The sequence below is a fragment of the Pseudomonas sp. GM18 genome, from assembly GCF_000282195.1.
Classification (GTDB): Bacteria; Pseudomonadota; Gammaproteobacteria; order Pseudomonadales; family Pseudomonadaceae; genus Aquipseudomonas.
Window position 1 is genome coordinate 1 of record NZ_AKJT01000126.1, and the last position, 21,977, is coordinate 21,977.

Consider the following 21,977-nt stretch of genomic DNA (forward strand, 5'->3'; position numbering starts at 1 on the left):
GCTACTTCGGCTGCCGCACCGCCGATGGCCGTTTCGACCCGGACCGCTTCGCCGCCCAGGCACAGAACCCGCAAGTGCGGATGATCGAAATCAAAATGAGCCAAGGCGCCAAACCCGGCCATGGCGGGATTCTGCCCAAGCACAAAGTCACCCAGGAAATCGCCGAAACCCGTGGCATCCCGATGGGCGAAGACTGCATTTCGCCGTCGCGCCACAGCGCGTTTTCCACGCCGATCGAAATGATGCACTTCATCGCGCAACTGCGTGAACTGTCCGGCGGCAAACCCGTGGGCTTCAAGTTCTGCCTGGGCCACCCGTGGGAATTCATGGGCATCGCCAAGGCCATGCTGGAAACCGGCATCCTCCCGGACTTCATCGTGGTCGACGGCAAGGAAGGTGGCACCGGCGCCGCCCCCGTGGAGTTCACCGACCACATCGGCGTACCGATGCGCGAGGGCCTGTTGTTCGTGCACAACACCCTGGTGGGCCTGAACCTGCGGGACAAGATCAAACTAGGCGCCAGCGGCAAAATCGTCAGCGCCTTCGACATCGCCAGCGTCCTGGCCATCGGCGCCGACTGGGCCAACTCGGCGCGTGGCTTCATGTTCGCCATCGGCTGCATCCAGTCGCAAAGCTGCCACACCAACAAATGCCCGACCGGCGTCGCCACTCAGGACACCCTGCGCCAACGCGCGCTGGTCGTTCCGGACAAGGCCCAGCGCGTGTACAACTTCCATCGCAATACGCTGAAGGCCCTGGCCGAAATGCTCGCCGCCGCAGGTCTCGATCATCCTTCACAGCTGTCGGCCAAGCATCTGGTACGACGCATGTCGGCGACCGAAATCAAACTGTTCTCGCAGTTGCATGTGTTCTTGAAACCGGGGGAGTTGCTCACCGGTGAAGTGAACGGCGAGTTTTACTCGCGGATGTGGCAGATGGCGCGGGCGGACAGTTTTGAGCCTAATGATGCGGCTGCCGCATAGAGTGTGTTTGCGCGCCAATCTCAGGGATTGGCGCGTCCTCCACGATGAACAAACGAGCCTCACTGTCCCCTTCCCTTAGCGTCAGCACCTGTTTCCAGTCTCTGGGAAACAAGGCGTCATGTTCAGGACGAGCCGTACCCGTTACCCACCAGACTCTCCTGGTATTCAGCTTCAGGGTCGAAAAATCGTTGAAGAAAATCGAGTGCAGGTGGCGGGGAATGAGTGCCCAGCCACCGTATTCGGCGGTTCCCCACAGGGTGCCGGTCGCTGTTTTGAAGACGTATAGCCTCGGCTGAATGCCTGTCGAGTTGTAGTACATGAACGGCAAGTACCAATACAGGTTATCCACAACGATTTCGTCACCCGGATGGGCTTCACGGCCGAGGCCGGCGACCACGGCATCCAGCTTCGCGTCTCTGCGAATACTGGTGCCGTTCATCTCATCCGTTTGTGCGTAAATCGCCGACAGCCCGTGGAGTTCCACCAACACAATAAAAACCATGGCGACAGCAGCGAGGGCGGCGTGGCGGTGGCTCAATTCGTCCAGCGCGAGCGCAACGATAAGGGGCAACGCAGCGGCGGCGAACACCAGGTACCGGGCATTGAAAACCGGAACGATCAGCGACACCAGAAACACGGTCAGCGCCGGCACAAAAAAATAGCCCACCAGCAAAATGCTGAAGGGTCGCTCATTGTGTGCCTTGAGCAGTACCGCAGCGGCGCAGACAAGGATCAAGACCAAGGGAGTCATGCGCCATAAGTTACTGGGCGAACCTTCCATCACCACCAGTTGCCAAACGAAAGTCAGCACCGTTGGCCAGGTGAGCGGCGGTATCCATTCGAGCCCGTCCATTCGCAATAATTGACTGATGAGAGGCGGTGCCCACGGCAGGTACAACACGACGATGGCACTGTTGGCCTGTATCCACGCACGTACGGGTACCGTGCCCTGGACCATGCGCACTCGCCACCAAAAAAGCCAATGCACCAACACGCACAATGCGGCGAAGTAGTGCGTGTAGAAAGCCGCCGTCATCAGCAGCACGTAAAAGACCGGGTAACGCTGTTGATCCGGCGCCTTGACCCAGCACACCAGCGCCACGGTCGCGCCCATCAGCCAGAACCCCAGCAAGGTGTACATTCGTACTTCCTGGCTGTAGCGCACCGATATCGGCAGCAACGCCAACAACAATGCTGCGATCCAGGTCGCCCTTCGCGTCGCCAACAGGCTCATCAATTTAATGCCCAGCAACAGCGTGCCGACATCGGCCAGTGCACTCAGGGACCGCGCAGACAACACGCCATGGCCGAACAGCAACATCCAGTAATGCAGCAAGACATAGTAAAGCGGCGGATGAACATCCCGAGCCGTCGTGGCCCAGATGTACGCAGGCGAGCCCTCGGCCAGCAGTATGCTGTAGGCCTCGTCGTACCAGATGACCGGCACGGTGATGACGTGAAACCTGGCGAACAGCGCGATCGCCAGCACCGCCAGCAGACCGGCCCCTTCGGCCACCCTGGATGGAACGCTTTTGAGATCGATCGAAGAGGCGCTCACCGGTTTCACCACGCAAGCGCGGCGATCGGCGTCGGCTCTTTCATCACGATGAAACCGTAGTCACCCAACAGATAAAGGTTGTAGAACTTGCTCTCCACCAGCGGTGGATAACCCTGATAACCCACCAGCGTCGCATTGCGTCGCTCCCTCTCCGCGACCACGTTGGTGATGCCCGCTTTCGGCAGGTTTTCCGCCAGCATGTAGAAATTGATGTTCAGCAAATAATGCAAAACCGGCATCTGCTTGAACGAGCCCGCAGCCTCCACCAGCCAGTGATCGGAATAACTCACCGACATGTAAATGCGCTTGGCCTCGCGCAGTTGCCGATGGGATGCAATGTCATGCCCCAGGGAAAACAACGCGCTGGAGGCAAAGGTGTTCTGCACCGCCAGCACCCGGCCATAGGCGTAGGACAGCGAAAGCATGGCCAACAGAGGAACCATCAACAGCAGCGTCAGCCGCTCATGAATGCGTGCCAGCGCCAGATGGCTTAAATAGAACAGCAGCACCAACAGCACCGCGAACCCCATCAGAGTTCTGGCGCCTTCATTGAAATCCCGGAAAAACAGCACGGTCCCCGACACCAGCAAGATCACGGCCGGCACGCTCAGCACACACGCCAGGCCCATCAGCACTTTTTTCAACGCCGTGTCCTGGCGTGCCACCACGTTCCCGGCCAGCCGGACGCAGCCCGCGATGGCACACAACAGCAGCACGGCGGACACCCAGACGAATCCCCCGTGAAACAGCAGAGCGACTTTTTCCAGCACGCGGCCGATGTTGATTTCCAGCTGCAGCCAGGGCGCTGCCGCCCAGTTCAGGAACAAGGCGCGGTTCTGATTCATGTACGGATAAGCCGTGACGCTGTAGATCAACCCGCCGAGCACCACCTGCGCGATTTTCCAGCCGATCAACTCGCACCATTGCGGCCAGGCCCATTTGTCATTCGCGCCCCTGAGCAGTTCCAGGCAACACAGGCCCAGAAACACATTCAGGCTCACCTGATAGAGCCCCAGCGCCAGTGCAATCAGGAAGGCCGGCACCAGCCATTGCAGGATGCGCGAAGGATGACGAAACGTGATCGCGTAGATCACCGCCACCAGGCTCAAGGCATTGGCCGGCCCGTCGTATTGATACGACAGGTTCTGCAGAAAGAACGGGTTGTACCAGAGCGGCAACACCACCAGGCAGCAGGATATCGTCGGCTGCGGGTAGTAGTGGAACGTCAGGCTGGTCAACGCAAAGGCCATGGCCAGCGTGGCGATCAACAGCGGCAACGGAAAGATGTTCAGTGCGGCATCGCTGAAGGTCAGCGCGTTGTAGAACAGCTCGGTGAACATCCGTCCTTGCTCCGCCCAGGCAGTACCGGCCGACAGCGAGCGCCAGTTGTCATCGATGTAGGGATAGTCCGCAAGGATCAGCGGAATGACATAAATCAGGGCTGCGATCAGGAAAAACAGCCAGACCCGACGACGCCCGATTTCGCCGCTGAAAAAATCGCTCAATCTGCCCATGCTAAAGCCCGATCCGGTCTTTGCCGCCGATGACGTCTTTGATCACATACCGGGGCCGATGCTTGGCTTCGATGTAAATGCGACCGACATACTCACCAAGAATGCCGATGCCGATCAGTTGCACACCGCCGAGAAACAATATGGCCGTCATCAACGAAGGGTAACCGGGGACGCTGTTGCCGAAGAAAATCTTGTCCAGCACCATGTACACCGCATACAGCACCGCGAAGATTGAAATGCCGCCACCGATGTAAGTCCACAATTGCAAGGGTACGGTGCTGAACGAGGTAATGCCTTCCAGCGCCAGGTTCCACAGCTTCCAGCCATTGAATTTGCTGCGTCCCGCCACTCGCTGGGCCCGCTCGTACTCCACCACCACGGTGGTGAAACCGGCCCACGACAGAACGCCCTTCATGAACAACTGATGCTCGGGAAGTGCGCGAATCACATTGACCACCTTACGGTCCATGAGCCGGAAATCCCCGACGTTCTCTTCGATACGGGTGTAGGAAATCCTGTTCAGCAGGTGGTAGAACATTGCCGCGCTGTGGCGTTTCAGATAACCGTCGCTGGCCCGATCCCGGCGTTTGGCGAGTACCACATCGGCACCCTTCTGCCACTCGGCAATCAACCGCGGGATGACGCTGATCGGATCCTGCAGGTCCACGTCCATGGGGATCACCGCATCGCCGGTGGCGTATTCCAGCCCGGCAAACAACGCCGGCTCCTTGCCGAAGTTGCGCGAGAAATTGATCAGCAATACCTGTTCATCGACCTGGGCCAGCGCCTTGGCCTGCTCAGCCGTCTGGTCGGTACTGCCGTCGTTGATGAACACGATCTCGACTTCATAAGGGTCAAGTTTCAACTCACGGCGCACCGCTTGGTGGAACAGACTGATCGCCTGCTCTTCGTTAAATACCGGAACGATCAGCGAAACCTTCACGTTTCACACTCCTGAGAACCGAAGTGTAGATGCTCGCCAGATGCCATCATGGGGAGTTCTGGTGCGCGAACAGTCCGGCAGACCGACGGCCACGCCGTTCGATCCGTTCGCTATAAGCAGCTGAGACATTCGGTAATATCCAGCCTTTTGCAATTACCGGTGAATCACGGCACCCTGCGCGCCGCTCGCTCCTACCCAACAACCCCGTTCAAGAGCCCGCCTTCATGACGTCTGGACGCGATCACCGAATCGACTTTTTCCGCGGCCTGGCCCTGATTTTCATCTTCTGGGACCACGTGCCACAGAACCCGCTCGCGCAGTTCACGGTGCGTAACTTTGGCTTCAGCGATGCGGCGGAGATTTTCGTGTTCCTGGCCGGTTACGCGGCCGTACTGGCCTACGGCAAGATCGCTCGGCGCGACGGGTTCATGGTCGCCACGGTGAAAATCCTGCGACGCGCCTGGGTGCTCTATGTGGTGCATATCTTTTTGCTGGCGCTGCTGATGGGCATCGTGTTTTTCGCCAACAGCCACGTGGAAACCCGCGATCTGGTACAGGAAATGGGCTTGCAGTATTTCCTGAGCCATCCGCAGCAGGCGTTGATGGATGAGTTGCTGCTGCGCTTCAAGCCAAACCTGATGGACCCGTTGCCGCTGTACATTCTGTTGTTGCTCGGCCTGCCGCTGGTACTGCCGATGCTGCTGCGCAAGGCTGAATACGTGGTGGGGCTGTCGGTGCTGTTGTATCTGCTGGCGCCATGGCTGCAGTGGAACCTGGCGGGTACCGACGGAGGCGTGTGGTTTTTCAATCCGATGGCCTGGCAGTTGCTGTTTATTCTCGGGGGCGCGGCGGCGATTCACGGACAAAGGCCTCGGGCACCGCAACCCCGACCGCTGACTCGGCAGCCGGTTTTCATCGCGGCTCTGACCTATCTGGTGATGACCGGGATGATCGCGCTGTCGTGGAAATGGCCGACCGTGCATGACGCGTTCATGCCCCAATGGCTCGGCGAATGGCTCTATCCGATCAGCAAGACCAACCTCTCGCCGGCGCGCCTGCTGCACTTCCTCGCCCTCGCCTACGTCACCGCCAGGTTGTTGCCGGACACGGGCTGGACGCAACACTGGCTGGCGCGACAAAGCTGTCGCATGGGCCGATATTCTCTGGAGGTGTTTTGTTTTGGTGTGTTGCTGGCGCCGTTGGCGGACATGCTCAATGCCTTGGGCGGGAACGTATTGGCGATGCAGCTATTCAGCGCGATGCTGGGGGTCGGGTTGATGGCATTGCTGGGGGCCTGGCTGGATTTCAACAAGCGGTTGAATCGCGCGATGGTGGTGGCAGCTTAAAAGCAAAAGATCTTCCAAATGCAAAAGCCCCGATCATTCTGACCGGGGCTTGTGTATGGCTGGCGCTACAACTTACGAAACCGAACGCACCGCGCCTTGCGGCACATGGGTCGGCTGCAGCTTGAACACGTAGAACAACACCGTCAGCAATACCAGGAAAGCAGGCCCGACATACAGCGCCACACGGGTATCCGGGAAGTACGCCATCAGGCCGACCACCAGCACCAGGAAGGCCAGCGCCAGATAGGAACTGACCGGGTACAGCCACATGCGGTATTTCAGGCCGGCACGTTCGCTGGCGCTCAGGCCTTTGCGGAACTTGAGTTGGGCCAGCAGGATCATCGCCCAGGTCCAGATCGCGCCGAAGGTGGCAATCGCAGTGACCCAGACGAAGACCTTCTCAGGCACCAGGTAGTTGAGCAATACGCCCAGCAGCAAGGCACCGATCGACAGCAGCAACGCGCGACGGGGCACGCCGTTGTTCGACGTCTTGGCGAAACCGGCCGGGGCCTGGCCGTTCTGCGCCAGGCTGTAGAGCATGCGCCCGGTGCTGAAGATGCCGCCGTTGCAGGACGACAACGCCGCGGTGATCACCACGAAGTTGATGATGCCGGCGGCGGTCTTGATGCCCAGACGCTCGAAGGTCATCACGAACGGGCTGCCCTGGGTGCCGATGGCGTTCCACGGGTAGATCGACAGAATCACGAACAGGGCGCCGACGTAGAACAGCAGAATCCGCCAGAACACCGAGCCGATCGCGTTGGGGATGGTCTTCTGCGGGTTCTTCGCTTCACCAGCGGTCAGCCCAATCATCTCGACGCCGAGGTAGGCGAACATCACCATTTGCAGGGACATCAGCACGCCTTGCACGCCGTTGGGCATGAAGCCGCCGTGGGCCCAGAGATTGGAAATCCCCAAGGCGACGCCGTCGTTGCCGAAGCCGAACGCGATCACGCCGATACCGCCGACAACCATCGCAATGATGGTGACGATCTTGATCAGGGCGAACCAGAATTCGAACTCACCGAAGGCTTTCACCGCGATCAGGTTGATCGAGCCCATGCTGACCAACGCGGCGAGTGCCCAGATCCAGCGCGGCACGTCGGGGAACCAGATGCCCATGTACACCGCCACCGCGGTGATTTCCGCAACGCAGGTCACCAACCACAGGAACCAGTAGTTCCAGCCGGTCAGAAAGCCCGCCAAAGGCCCGAGGTAATCCTGGGCATAACGGCTGAACGAGCCGGCGACCGGGTTGTGCACGGCCATCTCGCCGAGGGCGCGCATGATCACCAGGATCGCCAGACCACCGATGATGTAGGAGAGCATGATGGCCGGGCCGGCCATTTCGATGGCCTTGGCCGAACCGAGGAACAGGCCGACGCCGATGCAGGCACCGAGCGCCATCAAGCGAATATGCCGTTCGCCGAGTTCGCGTTTAAGCGGGCCGCCCTGAGCGGTCTCGCCGTGAGGCAGGTGATTGCCGACAGGCATAGGGGTACAACCTCCTTGTTATTGGATATGACCACCGAGTGTCGAAGCACCGACCGATAAGCCAGTGCTTGCCTGAAACCGGACCTGCTTCGTGGGCAGAACCGTCTTGCAGGACAAAACCTGCAAGATCAGCGGGGCGTGCAGTATAAAAAGCTCGCGACAGGGTTTTTCACTGTATACATCGCAACATTCAGCGAGAGCTCTCGGGAAAAGCCCGGTTTGCGGAGGGGCATTAACTGGCTTTCCCCGCGTTTACTCGCGGCTGAAACGGCGCCGAGTATTGCACAGCATTGGTGCATCGTCATGCCCCCGCCCAAGCAAGATTTGCTTCACGATGGCTCTATTTCAAGCCTTTCTAGCAACTACACCACCCGCTGCCCCTGTAGGAGCTGTGTAGGAGCTGTCGAGTAAAACGAGACTGCGATCTTTTGATCTTGCTCTTCAGTGCTGCCGCAAAAAGCAACGTCAAAAGATCGCAGCCTCGTTTCACTCGACAGCTCCTACAGGGAGTCAGGGTGGATCCAGAAAACTCGTGACAACCTTATTCACAATTTTTTCACCAACGCCAACCACCGTCTAAGCTTCAAACAAGTCCGATCAATCTGCGTGAATGGATCAGTCGACTATGGGCGCTTTGTGGCAAACCGATTCGAGTGACACTGTGGTTCCGACTGAACGTGAGGATGAAGCGCCTTTACCTGAAAAACCCCGTCGCTCACGGCACGGCTGGGGGGCGTTCTGGTTACTGCTGCTGATTATCCTGATTGTCCTGGGCCTGGCCGCGGCCAAGGAAATGCGCACCTCCAAGTTTCAAGCCCGGGAAATCAGCAAATATGCCGCCTCGCTGAAATATGAACTGCAACCCGGCCCCAGCGACGCGATTCGCTACCCTGGCGAAGGCCCGTTCGATCAGCGTCTGGGTTACAGCGCCCTGGATGAATTTCTGCCGCGCCTGCTCAAGCGCGATTACGTGGTGGCGTCACAAACCCGCTTTTCGCCAGCACTGCTGAAGTACAGCGACAAGGGCTTTTTCATTCCCTATACAGAGAAAATCCAGGCCGGGCTGTCGATCACCGATTGCCGCGCGGCCCCGCTGTACCAGTTCAAATATCCACAACAACTTTATTCAAGCTTTGCCGCGATCCCGCCGGTGGTGGTCAACAGCTTGCTGTTCATCGAAAACCGCTTTCTGCTCGATCCGCGCCAACCCCTGGCCAACCCCGCCGTGGACTGGCCGAGGTTCGGCATGGCGGCATGGTCCCAGGTGGCCAAGCTGTTGCGCCTGCCCGGCCAGTCGGCGGGCGGCAGTACGTTGGCGACGCAACTTGAGAAATATCGACACTCGCCCGATGGCTTGACGGTGTCGGGCGCGGAAAAAATCCGCCAAATGATTTCCGCCAGCGTGCGGGCCTATCAGACGGGGCCGGAAACCCTCCAGGTACGGCAAAATGTGGTTCGTGATTACCTCAACAGTGTTCCGCTGTCGGCGGTGCCGGGCCACGGTGAAGTGCATGGCATGGCCGAAGGTTTGCGTGTGTGGTACGGCGCCGACTTCAACAAGGCCAACGAACGGCTGGCCAGCACCGATACCGATCAGAAAAGCCTGGCGGAAAAAGGCCTGGCCCTGCGTGAAATGCTGTCGCTGATGATTGCTCAGCGCCGCCCTTCCCATTACTTGACCAAGGGCCGCGATGAATTGGCCAGTCTGACCGACAGCCATATTCGCCTGCTGTCACAAAATGGCGTGATCGATGCGCCGCTCGCGGCGGCGGCACTGGCCAGCCAAGTGACCTATCGCGACTGGCAGACGCAGCCCACCATCCAACCGATCGAAACCAACAAAGGCATCAGTGTCGCGCGCAGTCGCCTGGGCAGTTTGCTCAACCGTCCGCTGTATGACCTCGACCGCCTCGACCTTTCCGCCACCAGCACCCTGCAAGGCGAGCTACAAACCCAGGCCACCGCGTACCTCAAGCATCTGGCCGACCCGGCCTATGCAGCGGAAATCGGCCTGATCGGCGAGCGCCTGCTCACCCCCACCAGCACCACGCAGGTGCGCTACAGCTTCACCCTGTTCGAACTGACCCCGGACGGCTCGCGGGTACGGGTGCAGACCGACAGCACCGACCAACCGTTCGACATCAACGAAGGCAGCAAGCTGGAACTGGGCTCCACCGCAAAAATGCGCGTGCTCACAACTTACCTGCAGATCATCTCCGAATTGCACGATCGCTACGCAGCCATGACCGTTGCCGAACTGAAGAAAACCGAAGTCGCCGAACAGGATCGCCTGAGCAGCTGGGCTGTCGATTACATGATTCAGAACACCGACCGCAGCCTGCCAAAAATGCTCGGCGCCGCACTGGATCGCAAATATTCCGCCAGCCCCGGCGAGGCCTTTTTCACCGGTGGCGGGCTGCACACGTTCGTTAACTTCCGCAAGGAAGACAACGGCCGCATGCCTACCCTGCGCGATGCCATTCGTGAGTCGATCAACCTGCCGTTCATTCGGCTGATGCGCGATCTGGTGCGCTACAGCACCTACGCAGGCCCCAACAGCAGCGCCGAATTGCTCAAGGACGACCGCGACCCGCGGCGTCAGGAATACCTGGCCCAGTTCGCCGACCGCGAAGGCACCGCATTCCTGTTGCGGTTCTGGAAGAAGTATCAGAACAAAGACACCCAGACACGCCTGGAGACCTTCCTCGACAGCATGCACCCGACACCGATTCGCATGGCTGCCGTGCATCGCTACCTATTCCCGCAGGCCGACCAGGAGAGCTTCAACACCTTCGTGCGCTCACACCTCAAGGGCGCCAAGCTCACGGAAAAACTCACCGATGAACGCCTCGAACGCCTGTACCTGAGTTACGGCCCAGGCAGCTACGACCTGCCGGATCAGGGCTTCATCGCCAAGGTCCACCCGCTGGATCTGTGGTTGATCGGCTACTTGCTGAACAACCCCGACGCCAAGTTCAGCCAGATCGTCAAAGCCAGCGAATTTGAACGCCAGGAGGTTTACAGTTGGCTGTTCAAAAGCCGCCACAAGGGCGCCCGTGACAGCCGCATCCGCACGATGCTGGAGATCGAGGCGTTCCTTGATATTCACCAGCGCTGGCAGAAAGTCGGCTATCCGTTCGATCACCTGGTGCCCTCGCTGGCCACCGCCATCGGTAGCTCCGGTGACCGCCCCGCCGCGCTGGCAGAGCTGATCGGCACCATCCTCAACGACGGTGTACGCCTGCCGACGCTGCGTATCGACAGCCTGCACTTCGCGGCCGGTACGCCCTATGAAACCCAACTGATCAACAATCCGGTAGTCGGCAAACGCGTGATGCCTTCCGAGGTGGCAACCGCCATGCGCGAGGCGTTGTCGCAAGTGGTGGATGCCGGCACGGCCAAACGCGTGGCAGGCAGTTTCAAACTGGCCAACGGCACCCCGTTGGCCATGGGTGGCAAAACCGGGACCGGCGACAACCGCATCGAAGCCATTGGTCCAGGTGGCCGGATCCTGAGCTCGAAATCGATCAACCGCACCGCAACGTTCGTGTTCTACATCGGCGATAACCATTTCGGCACCTTGACCGCCTACGTGCCGGGGCGCACGGCCGAAGCTTTCAAATTTACCTCGGCGTTGCCGGTGCAAGTGCTCAAGGGCATGGCTCCGATTCTGATGCCATATCTCCAACCGGGAAGTCATACGCAGTGCCTGCCTGTGGAAGTGTCGCGAGTTAATTAAAACGGGTGGTAATTAATTATTTTCGGCATTGATAATTCCAATGCTTTATGGGCGCGAACACTTGGTTAATCAGCAGTAATTCAGACTTTTACTTTGAGCCTCGGGAGTTAGGCTGGTGACTCCTATTAATGCTCAAGGTTTATAAAAAGCATGCCTGATTTACAAGGAAGTAACTCTGTTCTACCACCGCAGGCGGGCGACAATAAAGGTCGCCACTACGAGTTTATCAAGAGCCGGATCCACCCCACGTTCAAAGGCGCTTCCGTGCAACGGATTCGGGAGCTGAGCCTCACACGAACGGCTTCTGGACCATGGATAAAGACCGCCACTGACTTTGATCACACGCCGTTACAAGAAGCCAACTTTAAACTCTGGTCCGCTCAAAACACAGTCGACCGGGTCATGGATAAGGTACAAGGTGTTTATGAATTCGCCGAACCGTTACTGACCGAGGCGTTACTTAAACAGTTCGGTGTCGACGTTGATGTAACAACAACTTACTTATATCTTTATCTACCGAAAAAGCTTCCCTGGTATGCCAGCGACCTGGGCGGTGTTGTGACCCGAACCGTTTCACTGCTGGACGCGGCCCTGCACAACTTCGCAAGTACAGAAACCTGCGAGGCAGGCTCGAACTTCATCAGCCAGCCCGATGCGCGCGGGCACTTCGATATCCTGCCGATCAAACGCAAAATGTCCATCACCCAGTTCCAGACCCTGTGTCGCCAGCTGGACATTGGCGCCCGCTATAGGAAATACCTCGAAGAACAGCTACTGCCCCGTGACGGTCTCGCCCAGGGTTATTTGAAACTCAAAATCGTCGAGAGCGAGAAAGCCGCGTTTAAGGCAGCCGCTCAACTGGCCGTTCTGACGGGCGACATCGACGCCGATGCCAGTGACCTGATCCTGAAGATGCTCGATGGCCAGCGCAACCTCACCCGTAAAGGCCGGGTGATGCAATTCGCCGAATTGTCCATCCTCGACAGCCTGCTGACCGGAATCGTGTTGATCACACCGAGGCTGGAACAACGCCTTCGTGACGTTACCCCGGTGATTGTTTACGTCCCGCAAGACCCTGAACACCCATTGAAAGAGTACCCCTCGACCGTCGCCTTCATGAATGAACTGACGCGCCAGCTGCGCGACAACGACGTCGTGTCTTCCACCGGCATGACCTACCAGCAATACTTCAGCCGGTTCGTCGATCAATCCGATCGCGGGCATTTTTTCGGCGGGCTGCAACAACGCCTGTTCGAAGTGAAATGGCATCAGAAAGAGCCACTGGAGCAGGGGCCGAGCTGGCGGGAAGTTGCCGTCACCAATCCCAATCTGCATTTCAAAGCCGCACCGATCCCCGATGAGCTCTGGGAGTACCTCTTTGAGCAAAAGCTCAACAAGGTCCTCAATGACGCCCGACACATCGCCGTGTCCACCGCCGATGCCGATACCAATGCCCGATGGGCCTGGTGGGAGAACTTCAAGCAAATAGTCTCCGACCTCTTCAACATCGCCCTGATGGTCGTCACGCCGTTCGTTCCGGGGCTGGGCGAATTGATGATGGTCTACTCCGTGTACCAGATGACCAGCGACGTCATCGAAGGCATCGTCGACTTGACCCTGGGGCTGAGAATCGAAGCTGGCGAACATATTCTCGGTGCGGTCACTAACTTTCTTCAGTTGGTGGCGTTTGCCGCCGGTGCGAAGATTGGCAACGTTGCGCGCTTGAAACTGTCGCCGCTGATCGAAGGCATGAAACCGGTGACACTGCCCAATGGCAAACCACGGCTGTGGCATCCCGACCTCAAACCGTATGAGATGCCGGATGTAAAGCTACCGGCTGAATCCCGCCCTGACACGAAGGGGCTTCACGCCCACGAAGGCCAGGACATTCTGCCACTGGATGACAAGCACTATGCCGTGCAAAAGGACCCGCAAACCGGCAACTACCGCGTCAAACACCCTCATCGCGACAATGCTTATCTGCCCGAGTTGAAACACAACGACCTCGGCGCCTGGACCCACGAAGCCGAAAACCCGCGAGCCTGGGACAGCCCGACATTGATGCGTCGTCTCGGCCACTCCGTGGACGGCTTCAGCGACGCGGAACTCGAGGCCGTTCGTATCGCCAGCGGCACCGATGACGCTGCGCTGCGCCGGATGTACGTCGACAACACGGCGCCGCCACCGCTGCTGGACGACAGCCTCACGCGCTTGAAAATCCAGCGCCAGGCCCGCCAGGCCATTGAACGGATTCGCTCGGGTCAGCCCCTGGATCCTTCCTCCTATTGGTTTGAACCGCTGGTGACTTATCTGGACGGCTGGCCTGCGGATAAAGCGCTCAAGGTTTACCAAAACGCTGACATGAGCGGCCGCTTCCGTCAGTACGGTAATGCCGACGCAACCGACCAGCAGACGCTGTCCACCAGTTTGTCCAACCTCATGAGCGAGCAATTCGCGCCCAGCCTTGTCGAGTTTCTCAGCGAAGAAGAACTGCAAGCGATGCTCGGCCGGTCAACCGCCAAAAGTGAACGAGTGCAAACGTTGCGCAATCGGCTGGCAGACGAAGCCAATCGAATGAACGCGGACATCGTCAATCAGCTTTACCAGGGCGCAGAAGCGTCCGACGATTCGCAGATCCGACTCCTTCGCCAGACCTTTCCCGAGCTGCCGACCCGTGCGGCAGAGACGTTGCTGAACAGTGCCGACGCTGCCGACCTCAAACGCATGAACCAGGAGCAGCGTCTACCGTTGAGCCTCAAAAGCCGCGCGCGTGAAGCCGCCTTCGAAGCCCAGACGAATCATGCCTATGAAGGTTTTCATGACGGTGCGCAGTGGGTGGCGCAAACCGAAAGCCTGGTGCTGAACGCACTGAGGATTCATACCGACGCGTTCGCTGAGTTGCGCATCGAGGTTCGCGAAGGCAGCGATGCCGGCCCCCTGCGCAGCAGCGTGGGTGCGCAGGACGCCTCGACCGTTCGGGTGCTGGTCAAGGATGACGTGAACCGGTTCGAAGTCTGGGACGCCGAAAACCACAAACTGCACGAAGCCACTGACTTTTACGAAGCCGTGCTCAATGCCTTGCCGAAAAACAAGCGAGCGCAGCTGGGCTATCGGCCGGGCCAGGGTGAATTTTTCAAGCAATGGGTGATGGCAAAGACCGAGACACCTGCGCAGCGCCGCACCGCACTCGCCGCACCGCCGATCCGTGCGATGGCGAACCATGAAGACATGACGCTGTTGCGCGGTCCCGGCTTCTCGACCGTCGCCGCCACGCTCACCGAACGGGTGCAGGATATATACCCCCACTTCAACGAACGGGAGGTCAATACCTTCGTTCGCTCTCTGGGCTCGCAGGAGCAAGGGCATCAAACACTGGCGAGGCTGGACCGAGAGCTTTATGACCTTCAAAAGCTGCTCAATCGGTGGCAAAACCAGCGACCCGATACCTGGGGGCCAGATCGAAAAGGGTTCGTGCGCGGTGGCGGGCTGCATATTGCCGAACGGCTCATCGATTGTTTCAAACGAAAGCCCACTGTATTTGGTGAACGCAGTATCACTGCCGACGGCGGTTATGCGCTGGACCTGTCCGTAGAGTTCGATGAGCCCGATCTCGAACGCTGGTGGAAGGAGCTGCCGGATCTCAAGCACTACCTCGATCAGATCAGCACCTTGAACCTGGACCGCACGAACTTTTCCCAAAACACTTCCGGCCTGTTGAGCGACTTCCCTCATCTTCAGCAACTGAGCGCCCGGAACTGCGGGTTGACGCGACTCCCCGAAACCATCGGCAAGATGCACCACCTGCGTACGTTGCGGCTGATGAACAACGACATCACCTTGACGCCGTCGGCTGTCGAGCAACTGCGAAACCTGACCCACATGGAAACACTCAGGCTCGATGACAACACGCGGCTGGGCAGGCTCCCCGACGTCGGGCGCATGCCCAAACTGAAAATCCTGAGTTTGAGCAACACCGGGGCAACCACCTGGCCCGATGGCCTGTTCGGGCCTTTCAACAAGCGTCGACCGCGTGGCTTCTTTCTGGATCTGCAGGAAAACCCGATCGACCTCATTCCAACCGTCGTGCCCGGCTCGGAGGATGCCTTCCTCGTGGCGCGGACCCGCTTGTTCGAAAAGCAACTCTCGGATGCAAACCTGGTTATTTTCAAAGCCTATCGACGGTCAGTCGGCATCGCTCCCAAGCAGGTCTACGCCGATGCCGCGACCGATGCGATGAACCTGTGGCCAACAAAGGATGATTCCGTGTGGTGGAGTGCCGAGGTCTCGGGGCTGGGTACTTTCCGGGAGGAAGCCTGGCACGATTTGATGACCGAGCCTGGCTCTGAAGATTTTTTTGCCTTGATCCAGAAACAGACGCTCTCGGCCGATTACCGGGCCGGTGGTGATTTGCGTCAACAGCTCAGCAGCCGGGTATGGCGCATGGTCGAAGCCATCGACCTGGACACCGAACTGCGCAAGGAACTGTTCGAAATGTCCAGGGCGCCCACCACCTGCGCCGATGCCGGGGCTCAGGTGTTCAACCATATGGGCATCAAGGTGCTCGCGTCCGAAGCCTACGCCTTGTCGACGTCCAACGCCGTGCTTGAAAGCAAATTGGTGAACCTGGCCAAAGGTGCCGCTCGCCTCGCGCGGGTGGATGACATTGCCCGCGCCGATGTCCGCAGCCGGCCGGGCAATCCCGATGAGGTGGAGGTGTACCTTGCCTACGAAACCGGCCTTGCCCAGCGTCTCGGTTTACCGTGGCAATCGGAATCGATGCTGTATCGCCCCTTGGCCGGCGTAAAGGCCAAAACTCTCGACACCGCCTTCGATACGGTGATGTCGATGGAGGCCGGCGACGGGTTGATCAACGACATGATCGATATGCCGTTCTGGCAGAAATACTTGCATGACACTTACCCGAACGAGTTCAGGCGCAATGCCCGGTTGTACGAAACCAAGAGCGACTTGCTGGATGAGTTGCGCGAAGCTCAACACGCCTGGGCCAGCTCCAAAGGCCAGCAGATTGCGCAGCGACGAGCGCTTAAACAGCGCCTGCAAGACCTCGCACGGCGACTGGATGTCGATGACAGCGTGGTGCTTACCGATGAAGACATGAGCGATGAGGTCTATGGCCGATTGCTTCAGGACATGGGCTACGAAGAGAAAGAGCTGAGCAGAAAACTGACCCGCGCAGCGCTGCAAAAAGACGCACAGCCGTAATCGGCAAACCCTGATGCGTCAGCTGATGCATCAGGGTTCAACCCTTAACCCACTTCCGAATCCCAAATCACCGTGACATTACCCGAGTAAGATCGGGCGACACCGGGCTTGAGCATTTCGTCGACCTGGTCCCGGGCAATCTCGAAGTGCAACGTTCCGGGCTTGCGATCCACATAAAAGCGCGGCTGGAACAACTCGGTACCACTGCCGTCGCGCCGCAACGGCCGGCGGCTGACCGGTTGTGCGGCGGCATCCACCAGGCCATTGGGCAGGGTTACGCTGACGTCGAGCGGCACGACATGCCCTGAAACCGGGTCGCGCACCGAGCAACGATTGCCATCCAGGCTGTACTGGCAATCCAGGTTCATCTTGAAACGACTCGACGAAGAGAGATTGAACGTCTGATCACGAAACAGCCGTGTCGGCTTGCGCCCCTGCGTCAGCCAGGCTTGCCAGCCGCCCTGCGGGACCAGTTCGACGCGATTGCCGCCCGGTGGAATTTCGACCTTGAGCGTGTGTTGCACTTCCAGGATGAAATTCAAGGTCAACGCCGAATCGGTCGGCTCCATGACATCGCCCATGTCGAAATCGCCGTGCGGTCCGATGCTGTAGGTCAGGCTTCCCGAATAACGGCCCGAAGACATGCCCAACGGGTTGGGGGTGACCAGTTCATAAGCGAAATCCAGATAGTCGTAACGCAACCAGGGCACGTCGAACTGTGCCTGCTTCGAACAGCTACCCTCCGTCGGTGTTTTCCAAAAAAAACCGTAATGCGTATTACCGTAAAAACCTACGCCGCTGTACAGGCAGGGGGCAGGCGCATTCACCCAACTGGCGCCCCACAGTTGATTGTGGGCGAGTCGATAGTCGCTCCCGCCACCGACAAGACTGATGACATCTTCCGTGACATACGTAGAGCCCACACCTGCAATCCGGACCCTGACCGTCTCGGGTTCACCCGTCGCTTCATGGACCACGGACAATTCCCGCCACTGAGCAGGCACCTGGATAGTTGCGCCCTGGCGAGGCGAATCATGCCTTGCTTCAATCGGTGCATTGGAGTTGAACTGAATGGGCACGCGCAGGCTGAACATCTGATTGTCGCTGCACTGCGCAGGATAACTCGCGCAATAACCGCTGGGAGGCGTGTCATTCTTGAATTTGTTCTGTTGAGGGTTTGCAGAATCCGGTCTGAACGACGCCAGAATCGATACTTCTTCCGCCCAAGCCGAAGTGCCTGTCATCCCCAGTAAATATCCCGCAGCGACGCACACATGCATCACTGGAAGAAAAACCCGCAAAAGAATCATTTTTCCCCCTGAAACAGTTGAGGTCTGCTCTCGGTTTCCGGCCCGCTTGACATCACGCACCCGGCAGCACCGCGTTGAACACCATGTTGACGCTACCGAAATAGCTGCCCGGTTTATAAACCCCATCGCCAGGTGGCACGGGCACCACTTCCAGTAAAACCCGCTTGCCCTGCGCCGCTTCACCCATCGAAACCACCTCGCTGCTTTCCCCCTCGCTCAACAACTTGTCGTTGAACAGGACACGCAAACCAATGTCATGGGCATCCGTCCCGTTGGACAAGTAGGGCCTGCCCTCGAGGCGGGCTTCGATGGAGCCGGCTTCATTCTTCACATCGAAATACTTGCGCAAGCCGCCCAGGGTCGAGGTCGCCAGATTCCACGGCAATCGCTGTTCGCGGTGAATCCAGTCGGGGTCGGCGGGAATGACGTAGAACGCCTGGCTCGGGATTGTCACGAACACTTCGAAGTGCTGCACTTCACGGGCGGCAAACGCCGAACTGCTGGCCCACAGGGCCCATGCAGGCATCAACAGCACAGTCAGTTTTCTGAACATGGTCATCAGCCCTTCACATCGAGTTTCTTGCGGCTCTCGCCTTCAACCAGGGTGAAGCGGTATTCGCGGCCGGCCTGTTTCTCGAACTCGAAACTGCGCCCGGCCAGAATGTGATGCTTGGTGGTTGGCTGGCAGTCCTGCTCGTTCTTGACCGAGCAATCCTTGAACTCATCGATCACCACCACGGTGTTGCCGTTATTGCGGATCCGGTACCTGGCCGCCTCGTTCTCGATCACGCTGACGTAGCGCGTGTCCTTGGGGCGGACAAAAAACACCGCGCCATAACCGGCCAGCACCGTGACCCCGGCGGAAAGGGTTTTCTTGTATTCCTCACGTTCCTCACCGGAAACCGCGAACTCGTCTTCTTTCTCGGGCACTACCGGAACGAAACGCACGCGGAAATAGCGTTCCTTGTCGCGCTCGCCCATGTACAGCAATCGCGTGCCTTGCATGCCGCTGGCGGGCACGATCAGCCGCGCCGGGCTGGCCATCAAACCGTCTCGGGTGGTGCCGTCGGCACTGGATTTGAGCGGTATTTCCTGGGACTTGCCATCGGCGTCGTAGAGGATTTCAAGGATGTTGACCTTGACGAAGGCAGTGCTGTCGCCGCCGTTGAAGACGCGTTTCAAGAACGTACTTTTGTCGCCGTCCAGGTAGTCGTAAACCGTGCCGATATTGATGCTCGGCCCGGCGTGCGCCGTCTGGGTGAACAAACAAAAACCAATCAGTGCCAACCGACGTTTCATCGTCATTTACCTCAATAGAAAAAGTGCGTTTTGCCGGGCATCAGCCTGCCGTCGGCGCCTCAAGCGTCAGGTCCGCCAACGTATCCGGCGTGCAACGCAAATCGCCGATCATCAGCACGTTGTTTTCCGTGCGCCCGCTGCCCGGATCGAGTCGGAACTGGCACAGCAACTGGTTGCCGTGGCGCACTTCCAGGGTCGGTGAACCGGCGTTCATTTCCATGGAGAAGAACCCGTCCACCTCACTCACCCCGCGACTGGCGTGGTTGATGATGTGATGGCCCTTGAGCGGATTGCCCTGGGGGTCGATCAGGCGACCGAGAACGGTGAGGGTTCGCATCACGCGAACCTGGCGATAATCCACGCCGCCCTTGTTCAGGTGATAGCTGGAACGGGCCGGCTGGATGGTCGCGGCAGGAACGTGGTTGCCTTCGAAATCGAAACTGACGGAGCTGCTTTTGTACGCCGTGATCGGCACGAAATTGCGCCCGGGCTTGAGGACCGCGCTGCCGCCGCTCAAATCGTCGGCGCGCAAAGTGATGTCGTCGATGTCCGATTCGACATCGATGATCATGCCCGCACCGTTACGGTGGTATTGGCTGGTCATGATCATTTTCTGCCCGCCAACCGCCACGGTGCTATCGAGGTTCAGGCCGCCGGTCAGGTCGTTGTTGAAGGACGAGCGCTGGATAAACCCATCGCCGTTGACCAGGTCCGATTGCATCGTCGCCAGCGCGTTCAAACCGATGCCATAGGTGTCGGTGATGGCCGTGGCGGAAACGCTTTGCAGCAGGTGATCCTGCAAGGTTTTGCGGTAGGTGATCGAGGCATTGTTATCGCGCCCGCCGTCGCGATCGGTACGGGTGCCGATGCTGCCGGACAGCTGCTCGCCCGGGCCACCCAGCGCGATGTTCACGCTCAGATCAAGGCCACGATTGCGATCATCTCCCGAGCTGAAACTGCCCGGCCTGTCGAACAACGACAAGCGCCAATTGGCGTCACTGCCGAACAGTTGCGTGCGTTGGGTCCACCCCAAATCCACGCCCACGCCTTCGGTGTTGCCTTCGCTGTGGGACACCCGGGCATTGGCCGAACTTTTGCTGGTGAGTCGATGATTCACCGATAAGGAAGAGTTGCTGGTCCGGCCGATAAAAACGTTGCGCTGGCGCACCCGCGTGCCGTCGGGCAGGGTGTCGTAGAGCCGGGTGGTGTCGAGCCAGCTGCGGTTATGACTGGCGACGATGCTGCCGCTGCCATAGGAGTAAAGCCCCTGCACATCGAGGCCGGTGCCGTAGTCCTGGGTTTGATAGACGTTGGCGTACACGCTGGCGTTGTTGACGATGGCCCAGTCGACCGACGTACCGTATTGCAGCGTGTCTTTCACCTGGCGACCCGACAGGCCAAGGATCACCCGCGGGTGCAGCAGGAAGTTGAACGCGGCGCCGGCGGTCATGTCGCCGTCGGCCTGCTCATTCCAGTTGCTGAGCAGTTTCGATTCACGCCCGGCGAACAGGTTGTAGCGCCAGCGCTCGTCATGATTGCGCCAGTTGTTGGGTTTGTAGACCAGCTCCTGAGTGCTGGAGGTGATCTGGCCGTCTTCGATCAGGCGCACTTCCACCTCATAAATGCCGCCGGGCAGCGGCCGCGTATCGAGGGTTTGCAACCCGGCCGGCATCGATTGCGTGTTGATCAGCAAACCGTCGCGATAGATTTCCACCGAGCCCTGGCGATTGGCCGTGACGTAGATCGGATAGACCGCCGGTTTCGGGTTGTTGATGGCCAGGCTGTCGGAGCTGCCATACATGACGCCCACCGCCGTGTCGGGGCTGGCGCCAAAGGAGCGCGGCTGACGGCTCAGGCCTTCCGAGGTGGGCGTGAATAAGCCCAGCCGGAAAAAATTGCCTTCCAGTTCGCGCTGGGTATAGAGCTCGTGCATGGCGTGATAGAGCTTGTTATCGACACCGCCCAGGCGGGACAACTGCATGTTCGCCGCTTGGGTCCAGTTGCCCAGGCTGCTGCTGGCTTCCAGGCCGTAACGCCCCCCGAGGTCCTGGTTCTGGCCGCCGTTGAGGTTCAACTGGTTGCGCACGATCAACCCGGTGCTGCCTCCTTCGGGCTGGTTGTAATAACGCTGCACCTGTTCGTCGCGCTCGGCGTTTTCCGTGAGGATCGACACCAGTGAATTTTCTAGGCTGTAATGCACGGCCAGCAGTTGCTCGGGGCATTTCGCCTCGCAGCCACCCAGCACCACGCCTTGTTTTAAATAATTCGACCAAATGTCGCGCTCACTGGCTTTGATCGTGCTGTCGCTGACATCGGCGAAGTCAACGAGGGTGATGCGATCGTCGCGGGTTAATACCACCATCGCCTCACCGAGAAACTGTTGATCAAGTTCCACGCGCACCGCCAGCGGAACATCAAAGAAATGCTCTTCGAATTCGCTCGGCAAACCCTTGGATTGCGCGAGCAAACTTCGGGGTGTATGGCCGTTGTCCGTTGGCGCAGCCAGGGCAGTTGCACAAAAACACAGGGCAAGCGCCGTCGCGATGGGAGTCATCGGGAACATGAAAG

Annotated in this window: 12 protein-coding genes; 4 read left to right on the top strand and 8 right to left on the bottom strand. The window is 58.9% G+C overall.

The window, feature by feature from the left end:
* On the top strand, positions 1-983 hold a 983-nt coding region (locus tag PMI21_RS02020; protein ID WP_007941701.1), incomplete at its 5' end, for an FMN-binding glutamate synthase family protein.
* Here PMI21_RS02020 and PMI21_RS02015 read toward each other — a convergent pair.
* Genes PMI21_RS02015 through PMI21_RS02005 form a run of 3 tightly spaced genes read right to left on the bottom strand, consistent with a single transcriptional unit; the run spans position 961 to position 4,998 of the window.
* Positions 961-2,550 carry a glycosyltransferase family 39 protein gene (locus PMI21_RS02015; RefSeq protein WP_007941702.1) on the bottom strand — a complete coding sequence of 530 codons (1,590 nt, stop codon included), beginning with the start codon at positions 2,548-2,550 and terminating at the stop codon, positions 961-963. The genes PMI21_RS02020 and PMI21_RS02015 overlap by 23 nt on opposite strands.
* On the bottom strand, positions 2,547-4,055 hold the full coding sequence (locus tag PMI21_RS02010) for a glucosyltransferase domain-containing protein (RefSeq protein WP_007941703.1): 1,509 nt from the start codon (positions 4,053-4,055) through the stop codon (positions 2,547-2,549). Before PMI21_RS02010 ends, PMI21_RS02015 begins: the two co-directional genes overlap by 4 nt.
* A 1-nt stretch (position 4,056) precedes the next feature.
* Positions 4,057-4,998, bottom strand: coding sequence for a glycosyltransferase family 2 protein (locus tag PMI21_RS02005; protein WP_007941704.1), 942 nt, complete (start codon positions 4,996-4,998; stop codon positions 4,057-4,059).
* Positions 4,999-5,222: 224 nt separating this feature from the next.
* Between PMI21_RS02005 and PMI21_RS02000 the strand changes: the two genes are divergently transcribed.
* Positions 5,223-6,344 carry an OpgC family protein gene (locus PMI21_RS02000; RefSeq protein WP_007941705.1) on the top strand — a complete coding sequence of 374 codons (1,122 nt, stop codon included), beginning with the start codon at positions 5,223-5,225 and terminating at the stop codon, positions 6,342-6,344.
* A 72-nt stretch (positions 6,345-6,416) separates the two neighbouring features.
* Here PMI21_RS02000 and PMI21_RS01995 read toward each other — a convergent pair whose 3' ends face one another.
* The gene (locus tag PMI21_RS01995) at positions 6,417-7,838 is read right to left on the bottom strand and encodes an amino acid permease (protein ID WP_007941706.1); all 1,422 of its coding nucleotides are present in this window, start codon (positions 7,836-7,838) and stop codon (positions 6,417-6,419) included.
* 625 nt (positions 7,839-8,463) lie between these two features.
* Between PMI21_RS01995 and PMI21_RS01990 the strand changes: the two genes are divergently transcribed.
* Together PMI21_RS01990 and PMI21_RS01985 are read left to right on the top strand one after the other, a co-directional pair.
* Positions 8,464-11,577 carry a transglycosylase domain-containing protein gene (locus PMI21_RS01990; RefSeq protein ID WP_007941708.1) on the top strand — a complete coding sequence of 1,038 codons (3,114 nt, stop codon included), beginning with the start codon at positions 8,464-8,466 and terminating at the stop codon, positions 11,575-11,577.
* 402 nt (positions 11,578-11,979) lie between these two features.
* The gene (locus tag PMI21_RS01985; protein ID WP_338010003.1) at positions 11,980-16,800 is read left to right on the top strand and encodes an NEL-type E3 ubiquitin ligase domain-containing protein; all 4,821 of its coding nucleotides are present in this window, start codon (positions 11,980-11,982) and stop codon (positions 16,798-16,800) included.
* Between the two features lie 44 nt (positions 16,801-16,844).
* Here the strand turns inward: PMI21_RS01985 and PMI21_RS01980 are convergent, their stop codons facing one another.
* From PMI21_RS01980 to PMI21_RS01965, 4 genes are all read right to left on the bottom strand, one after another.
* Positions 16,845-18,080 carry a hypothetical protein gene (locus PMI21_RS01980; protein WP_033064251.1) on the bottom strand — a complete coding sequence of 412 codons (1,236 nt, stop codon included), beginning with the start codon at positions 18,078-18,080 and terminating at the stop codon, positions 16,845-16,847.
* 82 nt (positions 18,081-18,162) lie between these two features.
* Positions 18,163-18,663: a CS1 type fimbrial major subunit gene (locus tag PMI21_RS01975; RefSeq protein ID WP_007941712.1), complete on the bottom strand. Its 501-nt coding sequence runs from the start codon at positions 18,661-18,663 to the stop codon at positions 18,163-18,165.
* A gap of 5 nt (positions 18,664-18,668) precedes the next feature.
* A complete protein-coding gene (locus PMI21_RS01970) occupies positions 18,669-19,409 on the bottom strand; it encodes a hypothetical protein (RefSeq protein ID WP_007941713.1) in 741 nt (246 codons plus the stop codon).
* Positions 19,410-19,449: 40 nt separating this feature from the next.
* The gene (locus tag PMI21_RS01965; RefSeq protein WP_007941714.1) at positions 19,450-21,972 is read right to left on the bottom strand and encodes a TcfC E-set like domain-containing protein; all 2,523 of its coding nucleotides are present in this window, start codon (positions 21,970-21,972) and stop codon (positions 19,450-19,452) included.
* Between the last annotated feature and the right edge of the window lie 5 nt (positions 21,973-21,977).